The 23,572-nt window shown below is 68.6% G+C and carries 20 protein-coding genes, 2 tRNA genes and 1 pseudogene; 14 read left to right on the forward strand and 9 right to left on the reverse strand.

Translation table 11 applies throughout. The features are described from left to right. Positions 1-6: 6 nt before the first annotated feature. The 6 genes from CHB84_RS03240 (at position 7) to CHB84_RS03265 (ending at position 4,279) form a co-directional block, all read left to right on the forward strand. Positions 7-783 (forward strand): fumarylacetoacetate hydrolase family protein, encoded by a 777-nt coding sequence (locus CHB84_RS03240; RefSeq protein WP_089299966.1) that lies wholly within the window; start codon positions 7-9, stop codon positions 781-783. Positions 784-936: 153 nt separating this feature from the next. Then, the gene (gene gltX, locus CHB84_RS03245) at positions 937-2,433 is read left to right on the forward strand and encodes a glutamate--tRNA ligase (protein WP_089299967.1); all 1,497 of its coding nucleotides are present in this window, start codon (positions 937-939) and stop codon (positions 2,431-2,433) included. Positions 2,434-2,559: 126 nt separating this feature from the next. Further along, complete coding sequence (locus CHB84_RS03250; RefSeq protein WP_425432271.1) at positions 2,560-3,282, forward strand: HAD family hydrolase; 723 nt, start codon at positions 2,560-2,562, stop codon at positions 3,280-3,282. Positions 3,283-3,352: 70 nt separating this feature from the next. Continuing rightward, positions 3,353-3,424, forward strand: a tRNA-Gln gene (locus CHB84_RS03255). Between the two features lie 48 nt (positions 3,425-3,472). Further along, positions 3,473-3,545 (forward strand) — tRNA-Glu (locus tag CHB84_RS03260). Between the two features lie 281 nt (positions 3,546-3,826). Then, on the forward strand, positions 3,827-4,279 hold the full coding sequence (locus tag CHB84_RS03265) for a MaoC family dehydratase (RefSeq protein ID WP_089299968.1): 453 nt from the start codon (positions 3,827-3,829) through the stop codon (positions 4,277-4,279). Positions 4,280-4,298: 19 nt separating this feature from the next. On the opposite strand, the gene CHB84_RS03270 is transcribed toward CHB84_RS03265, so the two are convergent. From CHB84_RS03270 to CHB84_RS03285, 4 genes are all read right to left on the reverse strand, one after another. After that, positions 4,299-5,072 carry an SDR family oxidoreductase gene (locus CHB84_RS03270; RefSeq protein ID WP_089299969.1) on the reverse strand — a complete coding sequence of 258 codons (774 nt, stop codon included), beginning with the start codon at positions 5,070-5,072 and terminating at the stop codon, positions 4,299-4,301. 50 nt (positions 5,073-5,122) lie between these two features. Continuing rightward, a complete protein-coding gene (locus CHB84_RS03275) occupies positions 5,123-8,377 on the reverse strand; it encodes a carboxyl transferase domain-containing protein (protein WP_245818521.1) in 3,255 nt (1,084 codons plus the stop codon). Between the two features lie 117 nt (positions 8,378-8,494). Beyond that, positions 8,495-9,133: a TetR/AcrR family transcriptional regulator gene (locus tag CHB84_RS03280; RefSeq protein WP_089299971.1), complete on the reverse strand. Its 639-nt coding sequence runs from the start codon at positions 9,131-9,133 to the stop codon at positions 8,495-8,497. 67 nt (positions 9,134-9,200) lie between these two features. Continuing rightward, a complete protein-coding gene (locus tag CHB84_RS03285) occupies positions 9,201-10,352 on the reverse strand; it encodes an acyl-CoA dehydrogenase family protein (protein ID WP_089299972.1) in 1,152 nt (383 codons plus the stop codon). Positions 10,353-10,467: 115 nt separating this feature from the next. Here CHB84_RS03285 and CHB84_RS03290 point away from each other — a divergent pair, with 115 nt between their 5' ends. After that, positions 10,468-11,091: a TetR family transcriptional regulator gene (locus tag CHB84_RS03290; RefSeq protein WP_089299973.1), complete on the forward strand. Its 624-nt coding sequence runs from the start codon at positions 10,468-10,470 to the stop codon at positions 11,089-11,091. A gap of 79 nt (positions 11,092-11,170) precedes the next feature. Here the strand turns inward: CHB84_RS03290 and CHB84_RS03295 are convergent, their stop codons facing one another. Beyond that, a complete protein-coding gene (locus CHB84_RS03295; RefSeq protein ID WP_089299974.1) occupies positions 11,171-11,890 on the reverse strand; it encodes an IclR family transcriptional regulator in 720 nt (239 codons plus the stop codon). A gap of 109 nt (positions 11,891-11,999) precedes the next feature. Here CHB84_RS03295 and leuC point away from each other — a divergent pair, with 109 nt between their 5' ends. From leuC to CHB84_RS23410, 3 genes and pseudogenes are all read left to right on the forward strand, one after another. Further along, complete coding sequence (gene leuC, locus CHB84_RS03300) at positions 12,000-13,478, forward strand: 3-isopropylmalate dehydratase large subunit (protein WP_089299975.1); 1,479 nt, start codon at positions 12,000-12,002, stop codon at positions 13,476-13,478. An 11-nt stretch (positions 13,479-13,489) separates the two neighbouring features. Continuing rightward, the gene (gene leuD, locus CHB84_RS03305) at positions 13,490-14,092 is read left to right on the forward strand and encodes a 3-isopropylmalate dehydratase small subunit (RefSeq protein ID WP_089299976.1); all 603 of its coding nucleotides are present in this window, start codon (positions 13,490-13,492) and stop codon (positions 14,090-14,092) included. 177 nt (positions 14,093-14,269) lie between these two features. Beyond that, positions 14,270-14,524, forward strand: a pseudogene (locus CHB84_RS23410) (HU family DNA-binding protein); the annotation flags it as partial. On the opposite strand, the gene CHB84_RS23975 reads toward CHB84_RS23410, so the two are convergent. From CHB84_RS23975 to CHB84_RS03320, 3 genes are all read right to left on the reverse strand, one after another. After that, positions 14,429-15,070 carry a pentapeptide repeat-containing protein gene (locus tag CHB84_RS23975; RefSeq protein WP_425432272.1) on the reverse strand — a complete coding sequence of 214 codons (642 nt, stop codon included), beginning with the start codon at positions 15,068-15,070 and terminating at the stop codon, positions 14,429-14,431. The pseudogene CHB84_RS23410 and the gene CHB84_RS23975 overlap by 96 nt on opposite strands. A gap of 216 nt (positions 15,071-15,286) precedes the next feature. Continuing rightward, positions 15,287-16,234 (reverse strand): NUDIX hydrolase, encoded by a 948-nt coding sequence (locus CHB84_RS03315; protein ID WP_089299978.1) that lies wholly within the window; start codon positions 16,232-16,234, stop codon positions 15,287-15,289. 86 nt (positions 16,235-16,320) lie between these two features. Next, a complete protein-coding gene (locus tag CHB84_RS03320) occupies positions 16,321-18,651 on the reverse strand; it encodes an RNA degradosome polyphosphate kinase (RefSeq protein ID WP_245818522.1) in 2,331 nt (776 codons plus the stop codon). A 248-nt stretch (positions 18,652-18,899) separates the two neighbouring features. On the opposite strand from CHB84_RS03320, the gene CHB84_RS03325 reads away from it, so the two are divergent. From CHB84_RS03325 to CHB84_RS03335, 3 genes are all read left to right on the forward strand, one after another. Continuing rightward, entirely contained in the window at positions 18,900-19,610 is a 711-nt protein-coding gene (locus CHB84_RS03325; RefSeq protein WP_089300105.1) for a lysophospholipid acyltransferase family protein, read from the forward strand. Position 19,611: 1 nt separating this feature from the next. Next, positions 19,612-20,637: an NAD(P)H-dependent glycerol-3-phosphate dehydrogenase gene (locus CHB84_RS03330; RefSeq protein ID WP_245818523.1), complete on the forward strand. Its 1,026-nt coding sequence runs from the start codon at positions 19,612-19,614 to the stop codon at positions 20,635-20,637. 286 nt (positions 20,638-20,923) lie between these two features. Continuing rightward, positions 20,924-21,388, forward strand: a complete 465-nt coding sequence (locus CHB84_RS03335; RefSeq protein WP_089299980.1) for a cysteine dioxygenase — start codon at positions 20,924-20,926, stop codon at positions 21,386-21,388. A gap of 19 nt (positions 21,389-21,407) precedes the next feature. Here CHB84_RS03335 and CHB84_RS03340 read toward each other — a convergent pair whose 3' ends face one another. Next, a complete protein-coding gene (locus tag CHB84_RS03340) occupies positions 21,408-22,067 on the reverse strand; it encodes a pyridoxamine 5'-phosphate oxidase family protein (RefSeq protein ID WP_089299981.1) in 660 nt (219 codons plus the stop codon). A 117-nt stretch (positions 22,068-22,184) separates the two neighbouring features. On the opposite strand from CHB84_RS03340, the gene pdxR reads away from it, so the two are divergent. Further along, on the forward strand, positions 22,185-23,558 hold the full coding sequence (gene pdxR / locus CHB84_RS03345) for a MocR-like pyridoxine biosynthesis transcription factor PdxR (protein ID WP_089299982.1): 1,374 nt from the start codon (positions 22,185-22,187) through the stop codon (positions 23,556-23,558). Positions 23,559-23,572 lie beyond the last annotated feature (14 nt).

The raw sequence follows: 23,572 nt of genomic DNA on the forward strand, positions 1-23,572 counted from the left end.
GCGACTATGCGACTAGCTCGAATCGCCCACCCGGACGGTGTCGCGTTCGCCTCACTCGACGGCGACGTCGACGGGGGCAGCGCCACCGTGCACGAGATCGCCGAGCACCCGTTCGGCACCCCCAACCACACCGGCCGTAGCTGGCCGTACGACGAGGTGCGGCTGCTCGCACCGATCCTGCCCACGAAGATCATCGCGGTGGGCAAGAACTACGCCGAGCATGCCGCCGAGTTCGACAGCGAGGTGCCCGAGACGCCGGTGATCTTCATGAAGCCGAACACCAGCGTGACCGGCCCCGGCGCTCCGATCAAGCTTCCGGCGAGCTCCACGCGGGTCGACTTCGAAGGCGAGCTCGCCGTCGTGATCGGACAACCGATCCGCAACGTACCGGCGAGTAAGGCGCCCGCGGCGATACGCGGCTACACGATCGCCAACGATGTCACCGCACGCGACCAGCAGCGCGCCGACGGGCAGTGGACCCGGGCGAAGGGCTACGACTCGTTCTGCCCGCTCGGGCCGTGGATCGAGACCGATGTCGACCCGGCCGACCTGGAGATCCGGACCGACGTGGACGGCGAGGTCAAGCAGGACTCGCACACCGCAAAGATGGTGCACACCGTGCCGGAGCTGGTGCAGTTCGTCTCGCACGTGATGACCCTGCTACCGGGCGACGTGATCCTCACCGGCACACCGGAGGGCGTCGGACCCATCACCGAGGGTCAGTCCGTCTCGATCACGGTCGACGGCATCGGTACCCTGACCAACCCGGTACAAGCGGCGTGACCCGTCCCGCTCGGCCGACCCACTTCGTGTCCGGCGTCCCGGCATGCCGTGTCGGGCGTCCGGGCACCCTGAGTTGGGCGGTGACGGGTGCTCGAGGGCCGAGACAGGGTGTCACAGCGCCCGACACGCCGGGGCCATTAGGCTGAAGGGGCTATGACAGAGACCATGACCGTACGCGCTCGTTTCTGCCCGTCACCGACCGGTGCCCCGCACGTCGGGTTGATCCGCACGGCCCTGTTCAACTGGGCCTTCGCCCGCCACAACGGCGGCACTCTCGTCTTCCGGGTCGAGGACACCGACGCGTCCAGGGACTCCGAGGAGTCGTACCGGGCGCTGCTCGACGCGCTCAACTGGCTGGGCATCGACTGGGACGAGGGTCCGGATGTCGGCGGCGCGTACGGTCCGTACCGGCAGAGCGAGCGCGGCGAGATCTACGCCGACATCGCCAGGCGCCTGCTGGATGCCGGTGAGCTCTACGAGTCGTTCTCCACCACCGAGGAGGTCGCCGAGCGCAGGCGGGCTGCCGGCCAGGACCCGCAGCTCGGCTACGACAACGCCGACCGTGACATCACCGAGGAGCGCAAGGCCGAGCTCCGCGCGCAGGGGCGGAGCCCGGTACTGCGGCTCCGGATGCCCGGCCGGGACCTGACCTGGCACGACCTGGTGCGCGGGGAGATCACCTTCCAGGCGGGCACGGTCCCCGACCCTGTGCTGGTGCGCGGCAACGGCGACCCGCTCTACACCCTGACCAACCCGGTCGACGACGCACTCATGCGGATCACGCACGTGCTGCGCGGTGAGGACCTGCTGCCGTCCACACCGAGGCAGATCGCGCTCTACGAGGCGCTCTGCAGGATCGGGGTGATCGAGGATGTGCCCGCGTTCGGCCACCTGCCGTACGTGATGGGCGAGGGCAACAAGAAGCTGTCCAAACGGGATCCGCAGTCGAACGTGTTCCACCACCGTGAGCGCGGCTTCATCCCGGAGGGCCTGCTCAACTACCTCGCCCTTCTCGGCTGGTCCATCGCCGATGATCGGGACGTGTTCACCGTCTCGGAGCTGGTCGGCGCCTTCGAGATCGGTCAGGTCAGTGCCAACCCGGCCCGATTCGACGTCAAGAAGGCCGAGTCCATCAACGGCACGCACGTCCGTGCGCTGGACACCGAGGACTTCACCGAGCGGGTCGTTCCCTACCTGACCGCGGCGGGAGTGCTACCGGGGGAGCCGTCGCACGACCAGCTGGCGACGCTGCGGGCCATCGCACCGATGGTCCAGGAGCGAGTCGCGGTCCTGTCCGAGGCGGCGCCGCTCGTCGACTTCCTGTTCGTCGACGAGCAGGACTTCGCTCCGGAGGAAGCGGCGGTGACCAAGGCGCTCAATCCAGATGTGGGCCCGGCCCTCGACGCGGCGGTATCGGCACTGGAGGCGTTGGACAGCTGGGACGCCGAGTCGATCGAGAGCGCGCTCAAGGGTGTTCTCGTCGAGGAGCTCGGCTGGAAACCACGAAAGGCGTTCACACCTATCCGCGTCGCTGTGACCGGACGAACAGTCTCGCCGCCGCTGTTCGAGTCGATGGAGATTCTGGGCCGTGAACGCGCGCTGCGCAGGGTCGACAAGGCTCGCGAGCTGACCGTCGCCGCCGACGCTTGACCGAACCAGTAGCCGACGTCACCTCGTTGGCCGAATCGGCGAAGGGCCTGGGCCCACTAGTCTCTGCGGGTGGAGTTCGCGAGTCCCTTTTCATCTGAAACGTACGAAGCCGTCCCCCGAGTCGAGATACCGGACGATCTCGGTCTGCGCGCGGTCTGCCTGGATATCGACGACACGCTTGTCGACTTCAGCGCGGCCGGCAGGCGCGCGCTCGCCGCGATGATCGGCAGGGACGACATGTGGCCCGTGTGGGAGCGGCTGACGGAGCTGCATGTGGCACGTGTCGTGGCCGACCGGCTCGACTACGCGTCCATGCATCGCCAGCGCACGAAGAGCTTCCTCGACGAGCTGGGCGTGGCCGTGTCCGACGAGGACGCGGCGCGGTTCGAGCGCAGGCGCGCCGCCCTTGTGCAGTGCCACTGGGACGTGTACGGCGACGTGCTGCCGTGCCTGGAATGGCTCCGGGCCGCCGGTATCGCGCTGGCCGCTGTGACGAACGCCTCCGGGGCCCACCAGCGCAAGAAGCTCGACACGCTCGGCCTGTCCCGTTACTTCGGTCACGTGGCCATCGCAGGGGAGGTCGGCGCGGCCAAGCCGGATCCGTTGATCTTCCATTCGGCGTGTGCCGCACTGGGCTGCGATCCGGCAGAGGCCGTGCACGTGGGCGACAAGCTGGAGGCCGATGCGGCCGGGGCGGTTCGTGCCGGACTCGGGGGTGTCTGGCTGGATCGCCATGGCCGCTGCGAATCGGACCGAGACACGGACGTGCAGGTCATCTCGGGGCTGGACGAGCTTCCCAGCGTGCTCGTCGCGGACCTCGGGCGGGCGGGGGTGCCCGTTCCGCGGTGAGGGCCACCCCCGGTGCACGCCGTGATCACCCGTGGTCTACTATTTCCCAGTGGCACCAACGGGATGCCGTTGGGGTATGGTGTAATCGGCAGCACGACTGATTCTGGTTCAGTTAGTCTAGGTTCGAATCCTGGTACCCCAGCTGAGGCGCTGCGGAACGTACCTGCTAGGTTATACCGAGTGCGCGTCAGCCCCCGTCGTCTAGCGGCCTAGGACGCCGGCCTCTCACGCCGGTAGCGTGGGTTCGAATCCCATCGGGGGTACGTACAGTATGCGGCCGCAAGCCGCCGGTCATCGAGACCGGCGGCTTGCGGCTTTTTTGGCATACCTTCCCTGGCGTGCGGCGGGTACGTAGTCGATCCCTGTGGTGCGGCCGAAGCTGCGGGTGGCCCCGGCACACCACGACCGGTTCCGGTGGCGATGTACACGTACCAGCAGGCGAAGCACGCTGGACGCTGGTCCGACCGGCCGGTATGTTCGATGCGGCCGCTCGCTCGTGGGCGCGTCGAGTAGTGCCGGTGTGTGCCAGCGACAAGGAGATGACATGCGCGTGTTTCACGGTCTGGATGAGTTGACGCAGGCAGTGGGCGAGCACCTGGGGTACAGCGAGTGGCACACGATCTCACAGGAGAGGGTGAACCGGTTCGCCGACGCGACCGGCGACCACCAGTGGATCCATGTCGACCCCGAACGGGCCGCGCACGGCCCGTTCGGCGGGACGATCGCGCACGGCTACCTGACCCTGTCGTTGCTGCCCATGCTCAGCCAGGAGATCTATCGCGTCGAGGGGCTGAGCATGGGCGTGAACTACGGCAGCAACAAGGTGCGCTTCCCCGCGGCTGTGCCCGTCGGGTCCCGGGTCAGGGCAGGCGCCGAACTGGTGGACATCGCTGCGGGGCAGAACGGTACGCAGGCCACCGTCCGCGTGACCGTGGAGCTGGAGGGCAGCGACAAGCCGGCCTGCGTGGCCGAGGTGGTGTCGTTACTCGTCCCGTGACGCGGCAGGCGCCCACCGGTCACATGCTCTCGATGTGCCCTTGCATGCGCCGCATGCCGGACAGCCAGCGGTCCGTGTCGGCGGCACGCTTGGCGTAGTAGTCCGCGACCTCGGCGTGCGGTAGGACCAGGAACCGGTCGTCGTGCAGCGCGTCCCAGAGACATTCCGCGACGCGCTCGGGCTCGATCGCCGAGCCTCCCAGCACCGCGTGGCCCGGCGTACCCTCCTCGGGCAGCATCCCGGTACGTACGCCTTGCGGGCAGATGCACTGCACCGTGACGCCGCGGTGCCCGTAGGTCGCCGACAACCATTCGGCGAAGGCCACGGCCGCGTGCTTGCTGGCCGAGTACGGCGCCGAGCCGAGCATGGTGAGCAGCCCGGCCGCCGATGCGGTGGATACGAACCGCCCGCTGCCGCGCTCCAGCCACCGGGGGAGCAGGTGCCGGGTGGCGCGGACGTGTGCCATCACGTTGACCTCCCAGGAGCGTGCCCATGCCTCCTCGGGCGCGTCCGGTCCACCCTCCTCGGCGACGCCCGCGTTGGCGCAGTACACGTCGATGTCGCCGAGCCGCAGGCGCGCCTCGGCGATCAGCTCCTGCACCCCGCTGTCGCCTGCGGCATCCCCGGCGACGGCGTACCCGCCGATCTGCTGTGCCACCGAGCCTGCTGCGACGGCGTCGATGTCGTTGACGACGACGCGCGCACCGCCTGCGGCGAGGCGTTCGGCCAGTGCCTTGCCGATGCCTCCTCCGCCACCGGTGACGACGGCTCCTGCCCCTGCGATCGGGCTCATCGGGATCCTCCTGTGGGTGTGCTGTCGTCGCTCGCCGCACCGTGGCTGTGTCACCAGGTGTCGATGTACGGCCTACGCCCCCCGGCCTGCTGCCGGTCCGGGGTGAGCAGGCTCGTGATCCAGCGGCGGGACTCCGCGGGATCGATGACGTCGTCGATCTCGAATGCCGAGGCGACACGGGTCGCCTGCCCGTGCTCGTAGGCGGAGTCGACCATGGCGTCGAAGGCCTTCTTCCGCTCCGCGGGGTCGGTGATGGCGTCGAGCTCGTCGCGGTAGCCGAGGTGGACCGCACCCTCCAGCCCCATCGCGCCCAGCTCGCCGGTCGGCCATGCGACCACGAACCGCGGGCAGCGGAATCCGCCTCCTGTCATCGCCTGTGCCCCGAGCCCGTACCCCTTGCGTAACACGATCGCCCCTGTGGGTACCGACATGCTCCCCGCAGTGACGAACATGCGGCTCAGATGCCGTACGGCCGCTGTGCGTTCCGAGTCCGGCCCAACCATGAACCCTGGAGTGTCTACAAGTGATAGCACCGGAAGGCCGAACCCGTCGCACAGTTGCATGAAGCGAGCGGCCTTGTCGGCGGCGTCGGAGTCGATGGCGCCACCGAGGTGCGCGGGGTCGTTGGCCAGCAGCCCCATCGGGCGTCCCTGCACGCGGGCAAGGCCGGTGACCACGCTCGCGCCGAAGTCCCGGCGGAGCTCCAGCACGGAGCCGGTGTCGGCGAGCGTCGTGATCAGATCGCGGATGTCGTACACGCGCTTGCGGTTCTCCGGGACACAGTGCCGTAGTAGGCGCTGGTCGGTGTGATCCCAGTCGGGAAGAGGACCCTGGAAGTAGGAGAGGTACCGCTGCGCGTACGCGACCGCCTCGGCGTCGTCCGCTGCCAGGATGTCGATGACGCCGTTGGAGCGCTGGACCTCGGCGGGGCCGACCTCCTCCGGTTCGAACACCCCGAGACCCGCTCCCTCGATCATGGCGGGCCCACCCATGCCGATCGTGGCGTCGCCGGTGGCGATCACGACGTCGGAGCAGCCGAGGAGCGCGGCGTTTCCGGCGAAGCAGCGCCCCGAGGCGATGCCGATCAGCGGAACCGTCCCGCTCAGTGCCGCATAGCGCGCGAACGCTTCGCAGTCGAGACCGGTGAGCCAGCCGCCGTCCGTGTCACCGGGTCGGCCGCCCCCTCCCTCCGCGAAGAGCACGACGGGCAGGCCGGAGCGTTCGGCCAGCGAGAACATGCGGTCCTTCTTGATGTGTCCGCGTGTGCCCTGCGTCCCGGCAAGCACGGTGTAGTCGTAGGACAACGCGACCACACGGGAGCGCTCGGGCCCGAAAGTAGCGCCGTTGACGGAGCCGACACCGGCTACCAGGCCGTCCGCCGGAGTCCTGTCCATCAGTTCCTGTTCGGACCGGCGCGCGCGTTGCGCGGCGAGTGCGAGGCCGCCGTACTCCACGAAACTACCCTCGTCGCACAGGCGCTCGAGATTCTCGCGCGCCGTCGCTCGCCCGGCAGCGTGCCTGCGTGCCACGGCTTCCGGCCTGCCTTCATCCGTGATGCGCTCGCGACGCCGGTACAGTGCCTCCAGATCGGGGCGTACGCGTTCGGGGTCGGCTCGGTCGCCTGCCTGGACGGTGGCCTCGGACGCACGGTCCTGGTCGACGTGCGCGAGAGGTTGCCCGGCACCGACCACCTCACCCGGCCGCACAAGTACCGCGCGTAGTACCCCTCCGGAGTCCGTTGTGACCGGATACTCCATCTTCATTGCTTCGAGTACGACCAGGGTCGTGCCTGCCGGGACCCGCTCGCCCTCGGCGATGCACACCCGGCTGACGGTTCCTTCCACCGGGGCGTTCAGCGCGGCTGAGCCGTCCTGACGGGACTCCGCGTGCGTGCCTGGCTCATCCTCGGCGATCTCGGTGACCAGCTCGTCGACCAGTGTTGTGTAGGTACGTCCCGTCGCGACATCCGGCCGTGCCAGTACGGCCTCCAGCAGGGACCGGTTGGTCCGGACGCCATCGATGCGGAACTCCCGCAACGCCTGCTTCGCGCGGCGCACCGCGGCCTGCGGGTCGCTCGTGGCACCGTGCGCGATCACCTTGGCCAGCAGGGTGTCGTAGCGGGTGCTGACCCGGTACCCGGGGTAACCGCAACCATCCACGCGTACCCCGGGACCGCCGGGTGGGACATAGGCGGTCAGGGTGCCGGACTGCGGGAGCGGCGGTCCGGAGGTGGTCGGCACCTCGGTGTTGATACGGATCTGCACCGCGGAGCCGCGGGCCTCGGGGGCATGGCCGGGACGAAGTCCCAGCCGGCCGAGATCGGCGCCTGCCGCGATGAGCAGCTGTGCCTGAACCAGATCCACACCCGTGACCTCTTCGGTCACCGTGTGCTCGACCTGCAGGCGCGGGTTTGCCTCGAGGAAGTAGTGCGGCGGGGTGCCGGTTCCGCTGGTGTCCAGCAGGAACTCGATGGTGCCGAGGCCCCGGTACCCCACAGCACGCGCGAGCACGCTCGCGGACCGCGCGAGCGCGGCTCGCGTGCCGGCATCCAGATCGGGGGCGGGGGCGATCTCGATCAGCTTCCTCCCGCGGTGTTGCAGGCTGCAGTCCCTGTCGCCGAGCACCGCGACCGCTCCGCGGGCATCCGCGACGATCTGCACCTCGATGTGGCGCGCACGGGGCAGGAACTGCTCGACGAACACCTCCGTCGAGCCGAACGCGGTACGTGCCGCTGCCTGGCAGTGCCGGACTGCTTCGGCCGTCTCGGTGCGATCGCGCACGATCAGCATGCCTGTCCCGCCGCCTCCGGAACGGGGTTTGACGATCGCGGCCGAGCCACGCGGGAAATCCTCGAGCCGCCCATCGGCGTCCTCCGGCGTCGAGATCGCGGTCGTGCCTGCCAGCACAGGCACCCCGGAGCGCTCGGCGAGCTCCTTGGCCCGGGTCTTGTCGCCGAGGACCGCCACCGTCTCCGGCTCCGGTCCGACCCACACCAGCCCCGCGGCCACACAGTCACGAGCGAACTCGGCGTTCTCGGACAGGAAGCCGTATCCGGGGTGTATGGCGTCGCAACCGGCCTGGCGGGCGGTGCGGAGGATCTCCGCACCGTCGAGGTAGGCGGAAGGGCCGCTGCCCGCGAGCGCGACGGCCTCGTCGGCCAGCCACACGTGGTGGGCGCCTGCGTCGTCGGCGGCGTGTACGGCCACAGTGGTGAGTCCGAGCTCACCGGCGGCACGCACGATTCGTGCGGCGATCTCACCCCGGTTGGCAACGAGCACACGCTCCAGCACCACGGGAACGCTCACCTCCGCGGTCGGGCCGCGACGTCACCTGTAGACAACTGCACGAACCGACTAGTTGGTATCACCGAGCCTACGATGCGGGACGGAGCCGTGCAATGCGTATCCGCACCATGGACCCGGCTACGGACGCAGCGCGGACAGCAGCATGTCGGCGAAGTACCGTCCGACGTCGCCCGCGCCGAGCCACCCGTCCTTGCGGTACCAGGTGCTGAGGTGGTGCACAGCACCGAAGTGGTAGTCGACAACGAGGTCGGCGGGCACGTCGGCGCGGAACTCGCCGCTGTCCTGGCCCTCCTGGATCAGCGCCCGGAATCGCTCGTGGTAGTACCGCCGTTCCGCCCGGACCTGGGCCTGCTTGTCGGGGTGCAGCTGGTGCAGGGAGCGCCAGAAGATCTTGGTGTCGTCGAAGTTCGCGATACTGGTCTCGACGACGTCGACCGTTGCAGCGCGGATGCGTTCCGTCACGGGGAGATCGGCTGAGGCGACACGCTCGAGCTGGGCGGTCTGGACCCGGAGCATGCGCCCGTAGATCTCGTAGAGCAGGTCGTCCTTGGAGTCGAAGTAGTGGTACATCGCCCCCTTGGTGACTCCCGCGGCGTCCACGATGGATTGCACCGAGGTGCTTTCGAACCCGTGCTTGGCGAACAGCTCCGTTGCCACGGACACCAGCCGGACCGGCACGTCCCCGCTGCGTGTCGGTGTCCGGTCGCTGCCGGGGTGCTGTGCGTCGTCGGGATCGGAAGGTGTTGCACGGCTCATGGTCTCAGGCTACCGACTAGTCGGTCCCGGCGCCTGCGCGCGGGTGGCCGGAGCCGGCCGCGCGGCCTCAGGTGAACGCGCTGACGCCGGTCAGGGCCCGACCGATGAGGAGTTTCTGGATCTGGCTCGTGCCCTCGTACAGGGTCATCACACGCGCGTCGCGCAAGTACTTGCCCACCGGGTACTCGTCGATGTAGCCGTACCCCCCGAACACCTGGATCGCCTGGTTGGCGGCGTTGACGGCGTTCTCGGTCGCGTGCAGCTTGGCCATCGAGGCGGCCGTGCCGAACGGTTGCTCCCTGTCGATCAGGTCGGCGACACGCCAGACGAGCAGCCGCGCGGCGTCGGTGGCCACAGCCATGTCGGCGAGCATCTCCTGGACGAGCTGGAAGCCGGCGATCGGCTTGCCGAACTGGTCGCGCTCGGTCGCGTAGCGCACGCTCGCGTCGAGCGCAGCACGCGCGAGACCGACGCAGCCTGCCGCGACCGACATGCGCCCCTTGTCCAGCGCAGCCATCGCGATGCGGAACCCCTCACCCTCGGAACCGAGCATGGCCTCGGCCGGAACGCGCACGTTGTCCAGGGTGAGTTCGCCGGTGGATTGCCCGCGCAGCCCCAGCTTGCCCTTGATCTCTGTATGGCTGAATCCCGGCGTGCCGGTGGGGACGAGGAAGGCCGAGACCCCCTTGGGGCCCGTTCCCCCGGTGCGGGCGAAGATCAGTGCCAGATCGGCCCATGTGCCGTTGGTGATGAACATCTTCGAACCGTTGATGACCCAGTCGTCGCCGTCGCGGACCGCCTTGCTGTTGAGGTTGGCCGCATCGGAGCCGGTGTCTGGTTCGGTGAGCCCGAAACAGGCCAGCGACGCCCCGGAGCACAGGCCGGGCAGCCAGGCCTGCTTCTGCTGCTCGGTGCCGAACCTCAGCACGGTCTTGGCCACCAGCCCCAGTGAGACCGAGACGATGCCGCGCACCGAGGAGTCCCCGCGGCCGATCTCCTCCATCATCAGGCAGTAGTCCAGATGGTTCCCGCCCGAACCGCCGTAGCGCTCCGGAACCGTCAGGCCGAGGAAGCCGATATCGCCCAGCTTGCCGACGATTGCTCTGTCCACCGCCTCGGCCCGGTCCCACTCCTGGATGTTCGGGACGATCTCGGCGTCGACGAACTCGCGTGCCGTGTCGCGCAGCGCCTGCTGTTCGGTGGTCAGGGAGAGATCCATGGCGTGCCCCGCTGTCGAAGACTTACACTGTTAGGTATCTTCACCCTAGGGTGCGCGTCTGCGGTTCGGCAAGCGCGCCGCGTGTAGGTCACATCCGCCTGCTCGAGGAGGCCTCATGCCCAGCCCCTCCCGGGTCACGAGGGACACGATCCGCGAAACGGCGCTCGAGTTGATCGACAGGGACGGGCTCGCGGGGCTGTCCATGCGCAAGCTCGCCAGCGAGCTGGGTGTGCAGGCCCCGTCGCTGTACGGCCACGTCGAGACCAAGGACGACCTTCTTCACGACATCGCCGAAGGGATCATGGAGAAGGTCGATGTCAGCGACTTCGCGGGCGGCGACTGGTCCCGCGGCATCCGGACGTGGGCGCGCTCCTACCGGGCAGCGCTCGCCGAGCACCCGAACATGGTGCCGTTCCTGGCGGCCGGGCCCGCGCGCAGGGAGACCGCGCTGGCACGCGCAGATGCCGTACACGGGGGCCTTGTCGGTGCCGGTTGGCCGCCGCGGTACGCCACCATGATCGGTGCGTCGACCAAGTACCTCGTGCTCGGCGCGGCGATGGGGTCGTTCTCCCGGGGTTTCGAGGAGGACGTGCGTGTCTACCTCGAGCGGTACCCGAACCTCAGTCAGGCGCACCGCCTCGCGCGGCACGCCGAGGAGATCGACGCGGGCAGCTTCGAGCTCGCGCTCGACGCGTTCGTGCGGGGACTCGAGGCGGTGTACGCGGAGGTCGCCGGGTGAGGCGGGTGGGGCGAGCCATGGGCCTCCTTCGATACCTGTGTGGTACCCGAGGAGTCCTTCGGCTCGCGCACGCCTGCGGCTAGAGCTGCTGGGTGAGGTCCTCGGCAGCGACGAGCAGGTCGCTCGCCCAGCGCACTCCCGGCTTGCGGCCGATACGCTCCGTGGGGCCCGATATGGACACCGCGGCGACGACCGCGCCGGACGACTCGCGTACCGGTGCCGACACGCTGGCCACGCCGGGCTCGCGCTCGGCAACGCTCTGCGCCCACCCGCGGCGCCGTACTTCGATGAGGGTTCGTTCGCCGAACACCGCCTCATGCGGGACCGGCGGCTGGCTGTGCGGGTCCGCCCACGCTGCGAGAACCTTCGCGCCGGAGCCTGCCGTCATCGGCAGCCGGGCGCCGACGGGAACGGTGTCGCGCAGCCCGCTCAACGGTTCCGCGGTAGCCACGCAGACACGTTGCGTGCCGTCGCGCCGGTAGAGCTGCACGCTCTCCCCCGTGGCATCCCGCAACTTGGGCAGCACGATGCTCGCCGCGTCCAGGAGCGGGTCGGTCGCCGCGCCCGCGAGTTCGGTCAGCGCGGCACCCGGGCGCCACCGGCCGTCCGGGGTGCGACGCAGCAGGCGGTGCGCTTCCAACCCCGCGGCCAACCGATGGGCGGTCGCCCGCGGTAGGCCCGTGCGGCTGCACAGCTCGGCGAGGCCGCAGGGCTCGTTCGCCACCGTTTGCAGTACCGCGACGGCCTTGTCCAAGACACCGATGCCGCTGTACTGGTTCGACGCGCTATCCTGTCCCACAGCGCGATACTACAATCTCGTATATTGAGAAGTCCATATCGCGGGACGCTCACCGGTCGAGGCACGACCGAATCGTCAACAACATTCCCGTGCGAGGAGCCTGAGCATCGTGGCAACCCCAACAACACGGGCCGACGGGCCCGAAGACACAACAACACAGGACGGGCGGTCGAGCGGCGGACGGGGGCGCACGCTCGCGGAGAAGATCTGGGACGCACACGTCGTGCGTCACGGTGAGGGTGCCGAGCCGGACCTGCTCTACATCGATCTGCACCTGGTGCACGAGGTCACCAGCCCGCAGGCGTTCGAAGGTCTGCGACTGGCAGGCAGGAAGGTACGTCGGCCGGACCTCACCATCGCGACCGAGGATCACAACGTCCCGACCGTCGACACGCACCTGCCGATCGCCGACCCCGTCTCGCGCACACAGGTCGACACCCTGCGTTCGAACTGCGAGGAGTTCGGTGTTCGCCTGCACCCGATGGGTGACACGGAGCAGGGCATCGTGCACGTCATCGGCCCGCAGCTCGGTCTGACGCAGCCGGGCATGACCGTGGTGTGCGGCGACAGTCACACCTCGACCCACGGCGCGTTCGGTGCGATGGCGTTCGGTATCGGCACATCCGAGGTCGAGCACGTGCTGGCGACGCAGACCTTGCCGCTGCGGCCGTTCAAGACGATGGCTGTCAACGTCAACGGTGAGCTTCGCCCCGGGGTCACGGCCAAGGACATCATCCTCGCCGTCATCGCCAAGATCGGCACAGGGGGTGGCCAGGGCTACGTGCTCGAGTACCGGGGAAGCGCCATCGAGTCGCTGTCGATGGAAGCGCGGATGACGATCTGCAACATGTCCATCGAGGCAGGCGCCCGTGCGGGAATGATCGCTCCGGACGAGACCACCTTCCGCTATCTGCAGGCGCGCCCGCACGCGCCTGCGGGCGCGCAGTGGGACGACGCCGTCGCGGAGTGGCGTGCGCTGTGCACGGATCCGGATGCGGAGTTCGACGTCGAGGTCGACATCGATGCCAGCCGGCTGACGCCGTTCGTCACCTGGGGCACGAATCCCGGCCAGGGACTGCCGCTGTCCGAGTCGGTGCCGGACCCGGAGCTCATCGCCGACGAGACCGAGCGCTTCGCCGCGGAGAAGGCCTTGTCGTACATGGGTCTGGAGGCGGGCACGCCGCTGCGGGACATCGCCGTCGACACGGTCTTCCTCGGCTCGTGCACCAACGGCCGGATCGAGGACCTGCGTGCGGCCGCGGAGGTGCTGCGGGGGCACAAGGTCGCCGAGAACGTCCAGATGCTCGTCGTTCCGGGTTCGATGCGTGTTCGCGAGGCGGCAGAAGCCGAGGGGCTCGACACGGTGTTCCTCGAGGCAGGCGCACAGTGGCGGCAGGCGGGATGCTCCATGTGCCTCGGGATGAACCCGGATCAGCTGAGCCCGGGTGAACGCAGCGCGTCGACCTCCAACCGCAACTTCGAGGGCAGGCAGGGCGAGGGCGGGCGCACGCACCTCGTGTCACCCCTCGTCGCCGCGGCCACCGCGGTACGCGGGACCTTGGCCAGCCCGGAAGATCTCACCGAGTAAAAGGGGACAGCATGGAAGCATTCACCCAGCACACCGGCATCGGGGTCCCGCTCCGTAGATCCAACGTAGACACGGACCAGATCATCCCCGCGGTGTATCTCAAGCGCGTCTCGCGGACCGGCTTCGAGGACGGCCTGTTCGCCGCGTGGCGCCACGACGAGACGTTCGTGCTGAACCAGGAGGCGTTCCGTCACGGAAGCGTCCTCGTGGCCGGCCCGGACTTCGGTACCGGATCCTCCCGCGAGCACGCCGTGTGGGCCCTGATGAACTACGGCTTCCGGGTGGTCATCTCCGCGCGCTTCGCCGATATCTTCCGGGGTAACGCCGGCAAGCAGGGCCTGCTCACCGCGGAGTGCGAGCAGTCCGATGTAGAGCAGATCTGGAAGATCCTCGAGCACGAGCCGGGCACCGAGGTGGCGGTCGACCTCGCCGATATGACCGTGCGAGCGAAGGACTTCGTCACGACCTTCACCATCGACGACTACACCCGCTGGCGCCTCATGGAAGGACTCGACGACATCGCGCTGACCCTGCGCCACGCGGCGGAGATAGACGCCTTCGAAGGCACTCGGCCTGCCTGGAAACCCACGACCACCGAAGCCCACGCCGGCTGATACCGGCCGTGTTCGCCCCTCCACGCACGTTCTCCGTTCCCTCCAATGGGGGGTAGTTCGCCAAAGTTGCAGGGGATCTAGGGCCGTGTCGTGTGGAATTTGTAGGCTGTTCCTAATACCGTGGCGATTTGAGTCGGCCGGTAGGGCCGTGACAGCAAGGTTCTTCGGAGGACTGGAATGGCGAACAAGACGGATCTGGTTGAAGCGCTCTCCGAGCGCATCGGTGACAAGAAGGTTGCGAGTGAGGCCGTCGACAACCTCGTCGACATCATCATTCGTACCGTGAACAAGGGAGAGAAGGTCAACATCACCGGATTCGGGGCCTTCGAGAAGCGGTCACGCGCGGCTCGCACGGCCAGGAATCCGCAGACGGGCGAGACGGTGCGGGTGAAGAAGACCAACGTGCCTGCGTTCCGCCCTGGTACCGCGTTCAAGGAAGTCGTCAGCGGCAAGCGCAAGTTGCCGCGTGCGAGCACTCAGCGGTCGTCGTCGGCCACCAAGACGGCAGCCGCTCGTTCCTCGGCGACCCGTGCGCCGGCATCGCCGGGAACCAGCACGCGCCCGACCGCCAAGCGTGCTACGGCCGCCGGTGGCACGGCCGCCAAGACGACGGCCAGGTCGGGTCAGAAGGCCGCCGCGACGAAGAGCACGGCGAAGGGTGCGGCACAGACCGCGTCCAAGACCGGGACGAAGTCGAGCACCGCCAAGTCGAGCACCGCCAAGGCAAGCACGACGAAGGCGAGCACCGCGAAGGCGACTACCGGGAAGGCGTCCGGCACGACGGGGAAGAAGAGCTCGACGACGACGGCGGCCAAGGGGCAGTCGAAGTCGGCTCCGAAGGCGACGAGCAAGACGGCGTCCAAGTCGACGGCATCGTCGACGAATGCGTCGCCGAAGTCGACCGCGAAGAGCTCGACCAAGACGGCGACGAAGCAGTCGGCGGCGAAGCGGACGACGACCACGCGGAAGAAGTAGCACGAGCGTTCCCGCGGGGCGTGTGCCGGTCGAGTCGTGACCGTTGCCGCCCGGGAGGCGAAGGCCCCGACGCCGGTCGTGCGTTCTCGACGTCGCACGAGCCTCGGGAACGTCGGCTGGGGCTGATCGCGCAGGAGACGGGAAGACCCCGCTGTGGCGGGCCGGGATGCCACAGCGGGGCTGTTCGCGGGAGCGAGTTCTGCCTCGTTCCGGTCGTCGTCAGCGATCCGGTGCCGGTAGCGGGTTCGGCAGGTGGTGCGCGGAGCGCAGCATCGGTCCCGAACCGTCCGGATGTGGGGTGAACGTCAGCACCCACAACGATCCCTTCTTGGTAGGCGTGCTCCGCAGCGTGTGGCCGTCACGCGCTGCGAGCGTGCTCACCAGGTCCGGAATGACGCCACCCTGGCTGCACACCAGTGGCGTACCACCACCGCTGACCAGTTCGAGCAGGCGCTGCATCCCCTTGTCGGGGTCCTGCGTGTAACCTTCCTCGGACAGCAGCGGTTCGTGGACGACCTCGCACCCGATGTCGTCCGCGATACGGTGCACAGTCTGTACGCAGCGCAGGCGGGGCGCGGAATGGACACGGTCCGGGCCGAACAGCGGTAGCAGCTCCGCCAGCGCCTCGGCCTGGCGCAGGCCCGCGTTGGACAGCGGTCTGAGATCGTCGTCGCCGTCCCAGTTCTCCTTCTTGCCTGCCTTGGCATGCCGGACGAGCAGCAGGGTCGCTGAGCCGGCCGGGATCGAGGTGAACTCGTCGAGGACGCCGATCTCGGTGGAGTAGCTCAGCACGCGCCGCGCCTCGGCGACCTCCATCCAGCGCAGCTCGTCTACTTCGGAGCTGGGGACGAAGGTACCCCCTGTCGCTCTCGCGCTGTAGTAGTTCACCGACTTCGGGACCGTACCCTCGCCGTCTTCTGCCGGGATCGTGTATCCCACCGTCGTCAGGAAGCGTTCGAGGACGCAGGACCGGCCGGTCTCCTCGGCCACCTCGCGCACCGCCGCCGCCGGACTGGTCTCGTGCCGGTCGATCTTTCCTTTCGGCAGGGACCAGTCGTCATAACGCGGGCGATGCACGACCGCGATCTCGGTGCGGTCGTGCTGATCCCGTCGCCAAACGACGGCACCTGCGGCGCGAGTCGTGAGCTGTCTCTCGGGTGAACCCACCTTCTATCCTTCCCGCGGTCCGAATGACCCGTGCACTCGTTCATCGGTCGGGTTGTACTACGACATCCGGTTGCCCGGCCATCGCTTCAGCCCATCGCCTTGTGCTTGTTCAGCAGCTCTGTCTGGTGGTCGCGAACCTGCGAACCGGATGACGGTGAGGGTGTCCATTCCCCGGTGGACGTCAGTACCCAGCATCGCGTCGCCGGGTCGAGTGCGGAGTCGAGTATCTCGTCGAGCTGTTCGGTCAGCTTGGCGTCGATCACGTTGACGAGAACTTCGATACGGCGGTCGAGATTCCGGTGCATCATGTCGGCACTGCCGATCCAGTACTGGCCGGCGCCTGCGAAGTGGAAGATCCGGGAGTGCTCGAGGAACCGGCCGAGCAACGAGCGGATGTGGATGTTCTCGCTCAGTCCTGGCACTCCTGGCTTGAGCGCGCAGATGCCGCGTACGACGACGTCGACGTCGACACCTGCCTGGGAGGCCTCGTAGAGGCCGTCGATGATCTGCTCGTCCACCAGCGCGTTCACCTTGAGCCGGATACCGGCCGAAAGGCCCTGCCTGGCACGTTCGGTCTCGCCCCTGATACAGCCGAGGACGCCGCGCCGGATGCCGTGCGGTGAGGTGAGGATGTTGCGGTACTGGCCCTGTTGCGCGTACCCGGTCAGGACGTTGAACAGGTCGGTGAGGTCGGCTCCGACGCCGTCGTCGGCGGTGAGCAGGCCGAGATCCTCGTACAGGCGAGCTGTCTTGGGGTTGTAGTTGCCTGTGCCGATATGGCAGTACCGGCGGATGCGCGAGCCCTCCTGGCGAACCACGAGGGAGACCTTGCAGTGCGTTTTCAGCCCGACCAGGCCGTACACCACATGCACGCCCGCGCGTTCGAGGGTCCGTGCCCACGAGATGTTGGCTTGCTCGTCGAAGCGCGCCTTGATCTCGACGAGGGCGACGACCTGCTTACCCGCCTCGGCGGCGTTGATGAGGGCGTCGACGATCGGCGAGTCACCGGACGTGCGGTACAGCGTCTGCTTGATAGCCAGCACGCCCGGGTCGCTCGCGGCCTGCTCGATGAACCGTTGGACGCTGGTCGAGAAGGCGTCGTACGGGTGGTTGACGAGGATGTCGCCCTCGCGCAGGGTGGCGAAGACGCTCTTCGGCGTCTCCCGCTCGGCGAACGCGGGGTGGGTGGCCGGAACGAACGGCGGGAACTTCAGCTCCTTGCGGTCGAGCGCGGTGAGCTGTTCGAGACAGGTCATGTCGATCAGCCCCGGCACGGCGACGACGTCGTAGGGGTCGACCTCGAGCTCGCGCAGCAACAGCTCGAGCATGTGCTCGCTCATGTCCTTCTCGACCTCGAGCCGTACGGGACGGCCGAACCGGCGCTGGGCGAGCTCGCGTTCCAGAGCTTGCAGCAGGTCCTCGTCCCGGTCCTCCTCGACCTCGAAGTCGGCGTTGCGGGTCACGCGGAAGACGTGGTGTTCGATGACCTCCATACCGGTGAAGAGCTCGGAGAGATGCGCAGCGATCAGCTCCTCGAGGGGCAGGTAGGTCGTTCCGGGCTCGTCGTCGCCTTCCTCGACGCGGATCAACCGCAGGACGTTGTTCGGGATCTTGACCCTGGCGAAGCGTTCCGTGCCTGCTTCGGGGTCGCGCACGGTCACTGCGAGATTGAGTGACAGGCCGGAGATGTAGGGGAACGGGTGCGCCGGGTCCACCGCGAGCGGGGTCAGCACCGGGAAGATGTGGTCGTTGAAGTAGCTCGACAGCCGGGCGCGTTCGGTGTCGTCGAGCTCGTGCCAGCGGACCATCCGGATACCGACCTCCTCGAGAGCGGGTCGGAGTTGGTCCTCGAACACCGATGTCTGGCGGGAGACCAGGTCCTGGTTGCGCTTCGCGATGTAGGCGAGTTGCTCGCGAGGGGAGAGACCGTCCGCGCTGCGCACGCCCAGACCCATCTCGTGCCTGCGCTTGAGGCCCGCGACGCGGACCATGTAGAACTCATCCAGGTTGGAAGCGAAGATGGCGAGGTACTTCGCGCGTTCCAGCAGTGGCTGTGACTCGTCCTCGGCGAGGGCGAGTACGCGCGCGTTGAAGTCCTGCCACGACAGTTCCCGGTTGAGGTAACGGTCCTCCGGTAACGAGTCGAGCAGCTCGCCGGGCCCGGCGGGCGTCACGGCCGGTGGGGCCGAGGGGACCGAGTGGATGTCACCGGTGTACGGGACGGCATCGGCCCCCGGCTCCGCTGCCGCGGCTGTCTCGGGGCCCGGTTGGTGACCATCGACCTGCTCGGCGCTGTAGCCGGCCGGACCGTGCTCGCGCCGCTGCTCGGCCACCGGTTCCGCGGGTTCGCCCGCGCCGCTGTCTCCCGGCGCGGCCTCGCCGTTGTGTACCTGTGTACGGTCCTCACTGCTACCCACGACCCCAATTGTTCCGCACCAGAGCGCGGTGGGCACATCCCGTGCCGTGTGACGGTGCCCGTACGAGGGCCGCGGCGGGAGACGGGCGTGGCGTGCCTCGATCCGAGCCGCGGGATTCACCCGCGGCTCAGCGGTCAGGGAGGACAATGCAAACTTGACGGGAGCGGGTCGCAACTGCCCGGGCAGTGGTGCGGCCGTGGCAGGTCCGGTCCGTCCTGCGGACCGAGAGGCAGAAACGAGGCAGTCAGTTGGCCAGGCGAGAGAAGGGCGGGTTCTGGGTCGCCTTCACGGCGATGCTGTTCTACCCGTTGAGCGCGGTGGCGGCACGCGAGTACCGCAGGGCGGACCGGGTTCCGCGGCACGGTGCCGCGCTGTTGGTGCTCAACCACGTTTCGCACTTCGACCCCGTGACGGACGCGGTCTTCGTGCACCGGCAGCGGCGGGTGCCCCGATTCATGGCGAAGGCCAGCCTGTTCCGTACCCCGTTGCTCGGCCGGATTCTCCGTGGCTCGGCCGGGATACCCGTCTACCGCGGTACCACGGGGGCAGGTGACGCGCTGCGTGAAGCGCATCGCACGTTGCGCGAGGGAAAGGTCGTCGTGATCTATCCCGAGGGCACGATCAGCAGGGATCCGCACGGATGGCCCAAGCACGCGTTCCCGGGAGTGGCGCGGCTGGCGTTGCACAACGACGTACCGGTGATACCGATCGCGCGATGGGGAACCAACCTCGTGCTCGACGGCTACGCGAAGCGGTTCCGCCCGTTCCCGCGTAAGAAGGTGACATACAACGTGGGTAACCCTGTGGACCTGTCCGGTTATCGTGAGTTGGAAGCCAGTACGGCGACGTTGCGCGAGGTCACAGATCTGCTGATGTCGGAGGTCACCACATTGCTCGCGGAGATTCGTGGTGAGGAGCCTCCGGCGAAGGAGGAGTCAGCACAGGTGGACGATGCCTGAGTTGCCGACGAACGAAACGGTTCCGCAACGGATCACGGTGCTCGGCGCGGGCTCGTGGGGGACGAGTTTCGCCAAGGTGCTTGCCGACGCCGGCCGCGACGTGACCATGTGGGCTCGCCGCGCGGAGCTGGCCGAGGAGATCGCCGAGCGCGGCAGCAACGAACGGTACCTCCCTGGGGTGCGCCTGCCCGACAGCCTGCACGCCACGAGCGACGCCACGCGGGCGCTGGACGGCGCGGATGCGGTGGTTCTCGCCGTGCCGAGCCAGACTCTGCGGGCGAACCTGTCCGGCTGGCTGGAGCTCCTTCCGGACAGCGGGCCGTTGGTCAGCCTGGCCAAGGGGGTCGAGCTGGGCACGCTCAAGCGGATGAGCGAGGTGATCGTCGAGGTCACCGGTGTCGATGAGCGGCGTGTCGTGGTCGTGGCCGGCCCCAACCTGGCTCGCGAGATCGCCAGGGAGCAGCCATCGGCAGCCGTGCTGGCCTGCACCGATCACGAGCGGGCCGTGTCGATCCAGCGGGCCAGCTTCAACGAGTACTTCCGGCCGTACACCCACACCGACGTCATCGGCTGCGAGCTGGGCGGGTCCTGCAAGAACGTCATCGCGATGGCCTGCGGCGTCGCGGCCGGCCTCGGATACGGCACGAACACGATGGCCACGCTGATCACGCGTGGACTCGCCGAGATCGCGCGGTTGGGTGCCAAGCTCGGCGCGGACCCGTTGACGTTCTCCGGTCTCGCCGGGGTCGGCGACCTCGTGGCGACGTGCTCCTCCCCGCTGTCGCGGAACCGCACGTTCGGCGAACGGCTCGGCAAGGGGGAGTCCCTGGATCAGGCACAGCAAGCCACCGGTGGCCAGGTTGCCGAAGGCGTGAAGTCCTGCTCGTCGATCAGGGAGCTGGCCAACGAGCAAGGCGTGGACATGCCGCTGACCGACGCGATGCACCGGCTCTGCCACGACGGGCGCAGCCCTCGTCAGGTCGGCGCCGAGCTGCTCGGTCGCGCCAAGAAGCCGGAGTGGGACTGAGGTACGCGGCAGGGGCCCGGTGCGTGCGAGGTGTCCGCGATGTGGGATCGGCAACTCGGCGGGCCGTCCCGCTTGACGCTGCCGGGCAGGCCTGCGATGCTCCGGAATCGTGTACGAGCGTTTCCCGAACCACAGCGGTCCCGTCTTCCTGCGACGTGTCGCTAGCGCTCTGTGTCTCTGTCCTTGATCACGGCCAACACACGTCCGTACGTCGTGGCGATGCTCCCGCGGTGATCGTCTCACCAGAGCCGCCTTCGACTCCCGCCGTAGAACGAGGATCTCTGCTGTGTTCGCAGTCCCGGACAATACTGTCGTCGAACCCGGAAGCGGCTCGGCGCCGCGCCACCCCGTCCGCGTAGCGATGGACTTCGCCGCCGAACGCGAGCGGTGGCGTGACCTTCTCCGTTACGACCCGTCCGAACGCTTTGCCGTGCTGGTCGAGTCCGGAACGGACCAGGAAGTGTGGCTGATGAGCTGGCTTCCCGGTCAGGGCACGGACATCCACGACCACGGCGACACCAGCGGCGCGTTCACCGTCGTCAACGGCCGGCTGACCGAGGTCGTCGCGCGCAGGCGGCTCACCGACGAACTGGACGTGGACGGCGTGCACACGCACGTGCTCGACGCGGGCCAGTCCCGGGTGTTCGGGCCCGGTTACGCGCACCGGATGCGTAATGACGGTCCCGACCCGGCCGTGAGTATTCACGTCTACCGCTACGGTTCGCGTACCGTCCGCTCGCTGCGGGACTGACCCGGCACGTGCAGGCGGCTCAACCGGGCCGCCGCAGGACGTGCCGAGGAACCGGCACGTCCCCGGCAAGGTCCGTGGCCGGTACAGGGGCGTCGAACTCCCACCGCAGGGGCAGTGTGCCCGCCCAGCGCGTGCCGTCGGCGATGTCGTGGTCCTCGTCGCCCGGCCCCTCGTCGCGCACCTTGGCCGAGGCCTCGTCCAGCGGGACGGCAAGCACGGACACCGAAGCGAGCTCCTTGCGGGTCGTCTCGCGTGCGTAGTCCCAGGACCCCGGCGTGATGTTGTCGGTGATGACCCGCAGGCCCGCCAGCTTGGCGTCGCGGTCATCGACGACGTGCGCGGTTCCGTGCACGATCGCACTGCGATAGTTGAGCGTGTGATGCACGAGGCTTCGCGCGTAGACGATCCCGTCCACGTGCGTCACGGCCACGCACAGCTGCACTCCGGACGCCGCGGCGCGCAGCGAGTGCGCGCCCGTCGAGCCGTGCAGGTAGAGGGTGTCGGCGTCACGCCCGTAGCAGGTGGGCAAGGTCACAGGTGCACCGTCGCGTACCAGGCTCATGTGGCAGAGGAATCCGGCGTCGAGGATGTCGTACAGCGTCTGCCTGTCCGTGCGCGCTCGGTGCGCCGTCCGGCCGGGCGTGCTGCGTTCCGTCGGGGACAGCGGCATGTCTGGCATGTCTGCCACCGTGCGGCACGCACGTGGCATTATTGAATGGCCAGTATCAAACGATATGGGAATGCCACTTTCGTGATCAGCGGGACCGCACCCCGTACGGCCGCGTAAGGAGTCGGGATGCCGTTACTCGATACCGTGCTCCCTGTCACGCTCGACCGTGCGGCCGGTGTGCCGCTGGCCGTGCAGCTCGCGGACGCGCTGCGGGTCGCTGCGACCACCGGGCACCTGCGCAGCGGAGACCGGTTGCCGTCGACCCGGGCGTTGGCCAAGCGCCTCGGCGTGAGCCGTACCGTCACGGCGGCAGCCTACGAGCAGCTGCATGCCGAAGGATGGATCGCCGGCAGGCACGGGTCGGGAACCTACGTGACGACCACACCGTCACAGGGCGGGACCGACCCGACAGTCCAGAGTGTTGAGTCCGGTGAGGACGATGAGCTTCTCGAGCTGATCCCCGGAATGCCGTGGGCGGAAGGTATAGATCGTGCGGCGTGGCGCCGCGCCTGGCGCGCCGCTGCGGACACGCCGCCGTCGCAGTACACCCACCGGGCAGGCATCGCGGGCTACCGCGCGGCTATCGCCGAGCACCTTCTGCGTCACAGGGGGCTGCGTGCCGACACGGCGAGCGTGCTCGCGACCGCGGGCACGACGAGCGCCCTCGCCGAGCTGGCCGCGAGCGTGTTCCGCGCGGGCGAGGTGGTGGCGGTCGAGGACCCGGGCTACCAGCGCGCCGTCGAGGCGCTGCGCGCGGCAGGCGTGCGTGTCGTCTGCGTGCCGGTCGATGCGGACGGTATCCGCGTCGAGGACATCCCCCGGCAGGCGAAGGCCGTGTACTGCTCGCCGGCGCACCAGTACCCGCTGGGGAGTACGATGAGCGCCCCGCGCAGGGTCGCGCTCGTGGAACGGGCCCGTACGGAAGGTTTCCTCGTGCTCGAGGACGACTACGACGGTGAGCTGCGCTACGACGTGGCGCCGCTTCCGCTGCTCGCCGCGCTCGCCCCGGATGTGGTTGTGCATCTCGGCACGACGAGCAAGATCCTGACCCCGACGCTCGGCGCGGGTTGGATGGTCGCACCCTCGCCGGTGTTCTCGGCAGTGCTCGGGCATCGCGAGCGTACCGGCACCCGCCCGTCCCCTGCCGGGCAGCGTGTGGTCGGCGAGCTCGCCAGGAACGGCGACCTCGGCCGGCACATCAGGCGGGTGCGTAGGGAGCTGGCCGAGCGGCGCAGGATGCTCACCGCCACGTTGCGGGCGGCCGAGGTCCCCGTGCTCGGCGATGATGCCGGGGCCCACCTGCTCGTGCCGCTGGCGTCGGCGGAGGAGGAGCGCGAGCGGTTGCAGCGCGCACTCGAACGCGGCGTGCGGCTCGACGGGCTCGCCCGGCACTTCGCAGGCCCGGCCACCACGCACGGTGTCGCGGTCGGCTACGCCGGGTGTTCCCGACAGGCCTTGACCGGGGCGCTGGGTACGCTTGTCGAGGTGCTTGCCGGCTGACCCGATGGGGTGGC

Source organism: Haloechinothrix alba (assembly GCF_900188115.1).
Classification (GTDB): domain Bacteria; phylum Actinomycetota; class Actinomycetes; order Mycobacteriales; family Pseudonocardiaceae; genus Haloechinothrix; species Haloechinothrix alba.

Coding starts and splice junctions, on each gene's coding strand:
- CHB84_RS03240 (WP_089299966.1), top strand. CDS start 7: ATGCGACTAGCTCGAATCGCCCACCCGGACGGTGTCGCGTTCGCCTCA.
- gltX (WP_089299967.1), top strand. CDS start 937: ATGACAGAGACCATGACCGTACGCGCTCGTTTCTGCCCGTCACCGACC.
- CHB84_RS03265 (WP_089299968.1), top strand. CDS start 3,827: ATGCGCGTGTTTCACGGTCTGGATGAGTTGACGCAGGCAGTGGGCGAG.
- CHB84_RS03270 (WP_089299969.1), bottom strand. CDS start 5,072: ATGAGCCCGATCGCAGGGGCAGGAGCCGTCGTCACCGGTGGCGGAGGA.
- CHB84_RS03280 (WP_089299971.1), bottom strand. CDS start 9,133: ATGAGCCGTGCAACACCTTCCGATCCCGACGACGCACAGCACCCCGGC.
- CHB84_RS03285 (WP_089299972.1), bottom strand. CDS start 10,352: ATGGATCTCTCCCTGACCACCGAACAGCAGGCGCTGCGCGACACGGCA.
- CHB84_RS03290 (WP_089299973.1), top strand. CDS start 10,468: ATGCCCAGCCCCTCCCGGGTCACGAGGGACACGATCCGCGAAACGGCG.
- leuD (WP_089299976.1), top strand. CDS start 13,490: ATGGAAGCATTCACCCAGCACACCGGCATCGGGGTCCCGCTCCGTAGA.
- CHB84_RS03340 (WP_089299981.1), bottom strand. CDS start 22,067: ATGCCAGACATGCCGCTGTCCCCGACGGAACGCAGCACGCCCGGCCGG.
- pdxR (WP_089299982.1), top strand. CDS start 22,185: ATGCCGTTACTCGATACCGTGCTCCCTGTCACGCTCGACCGTGCGGCC.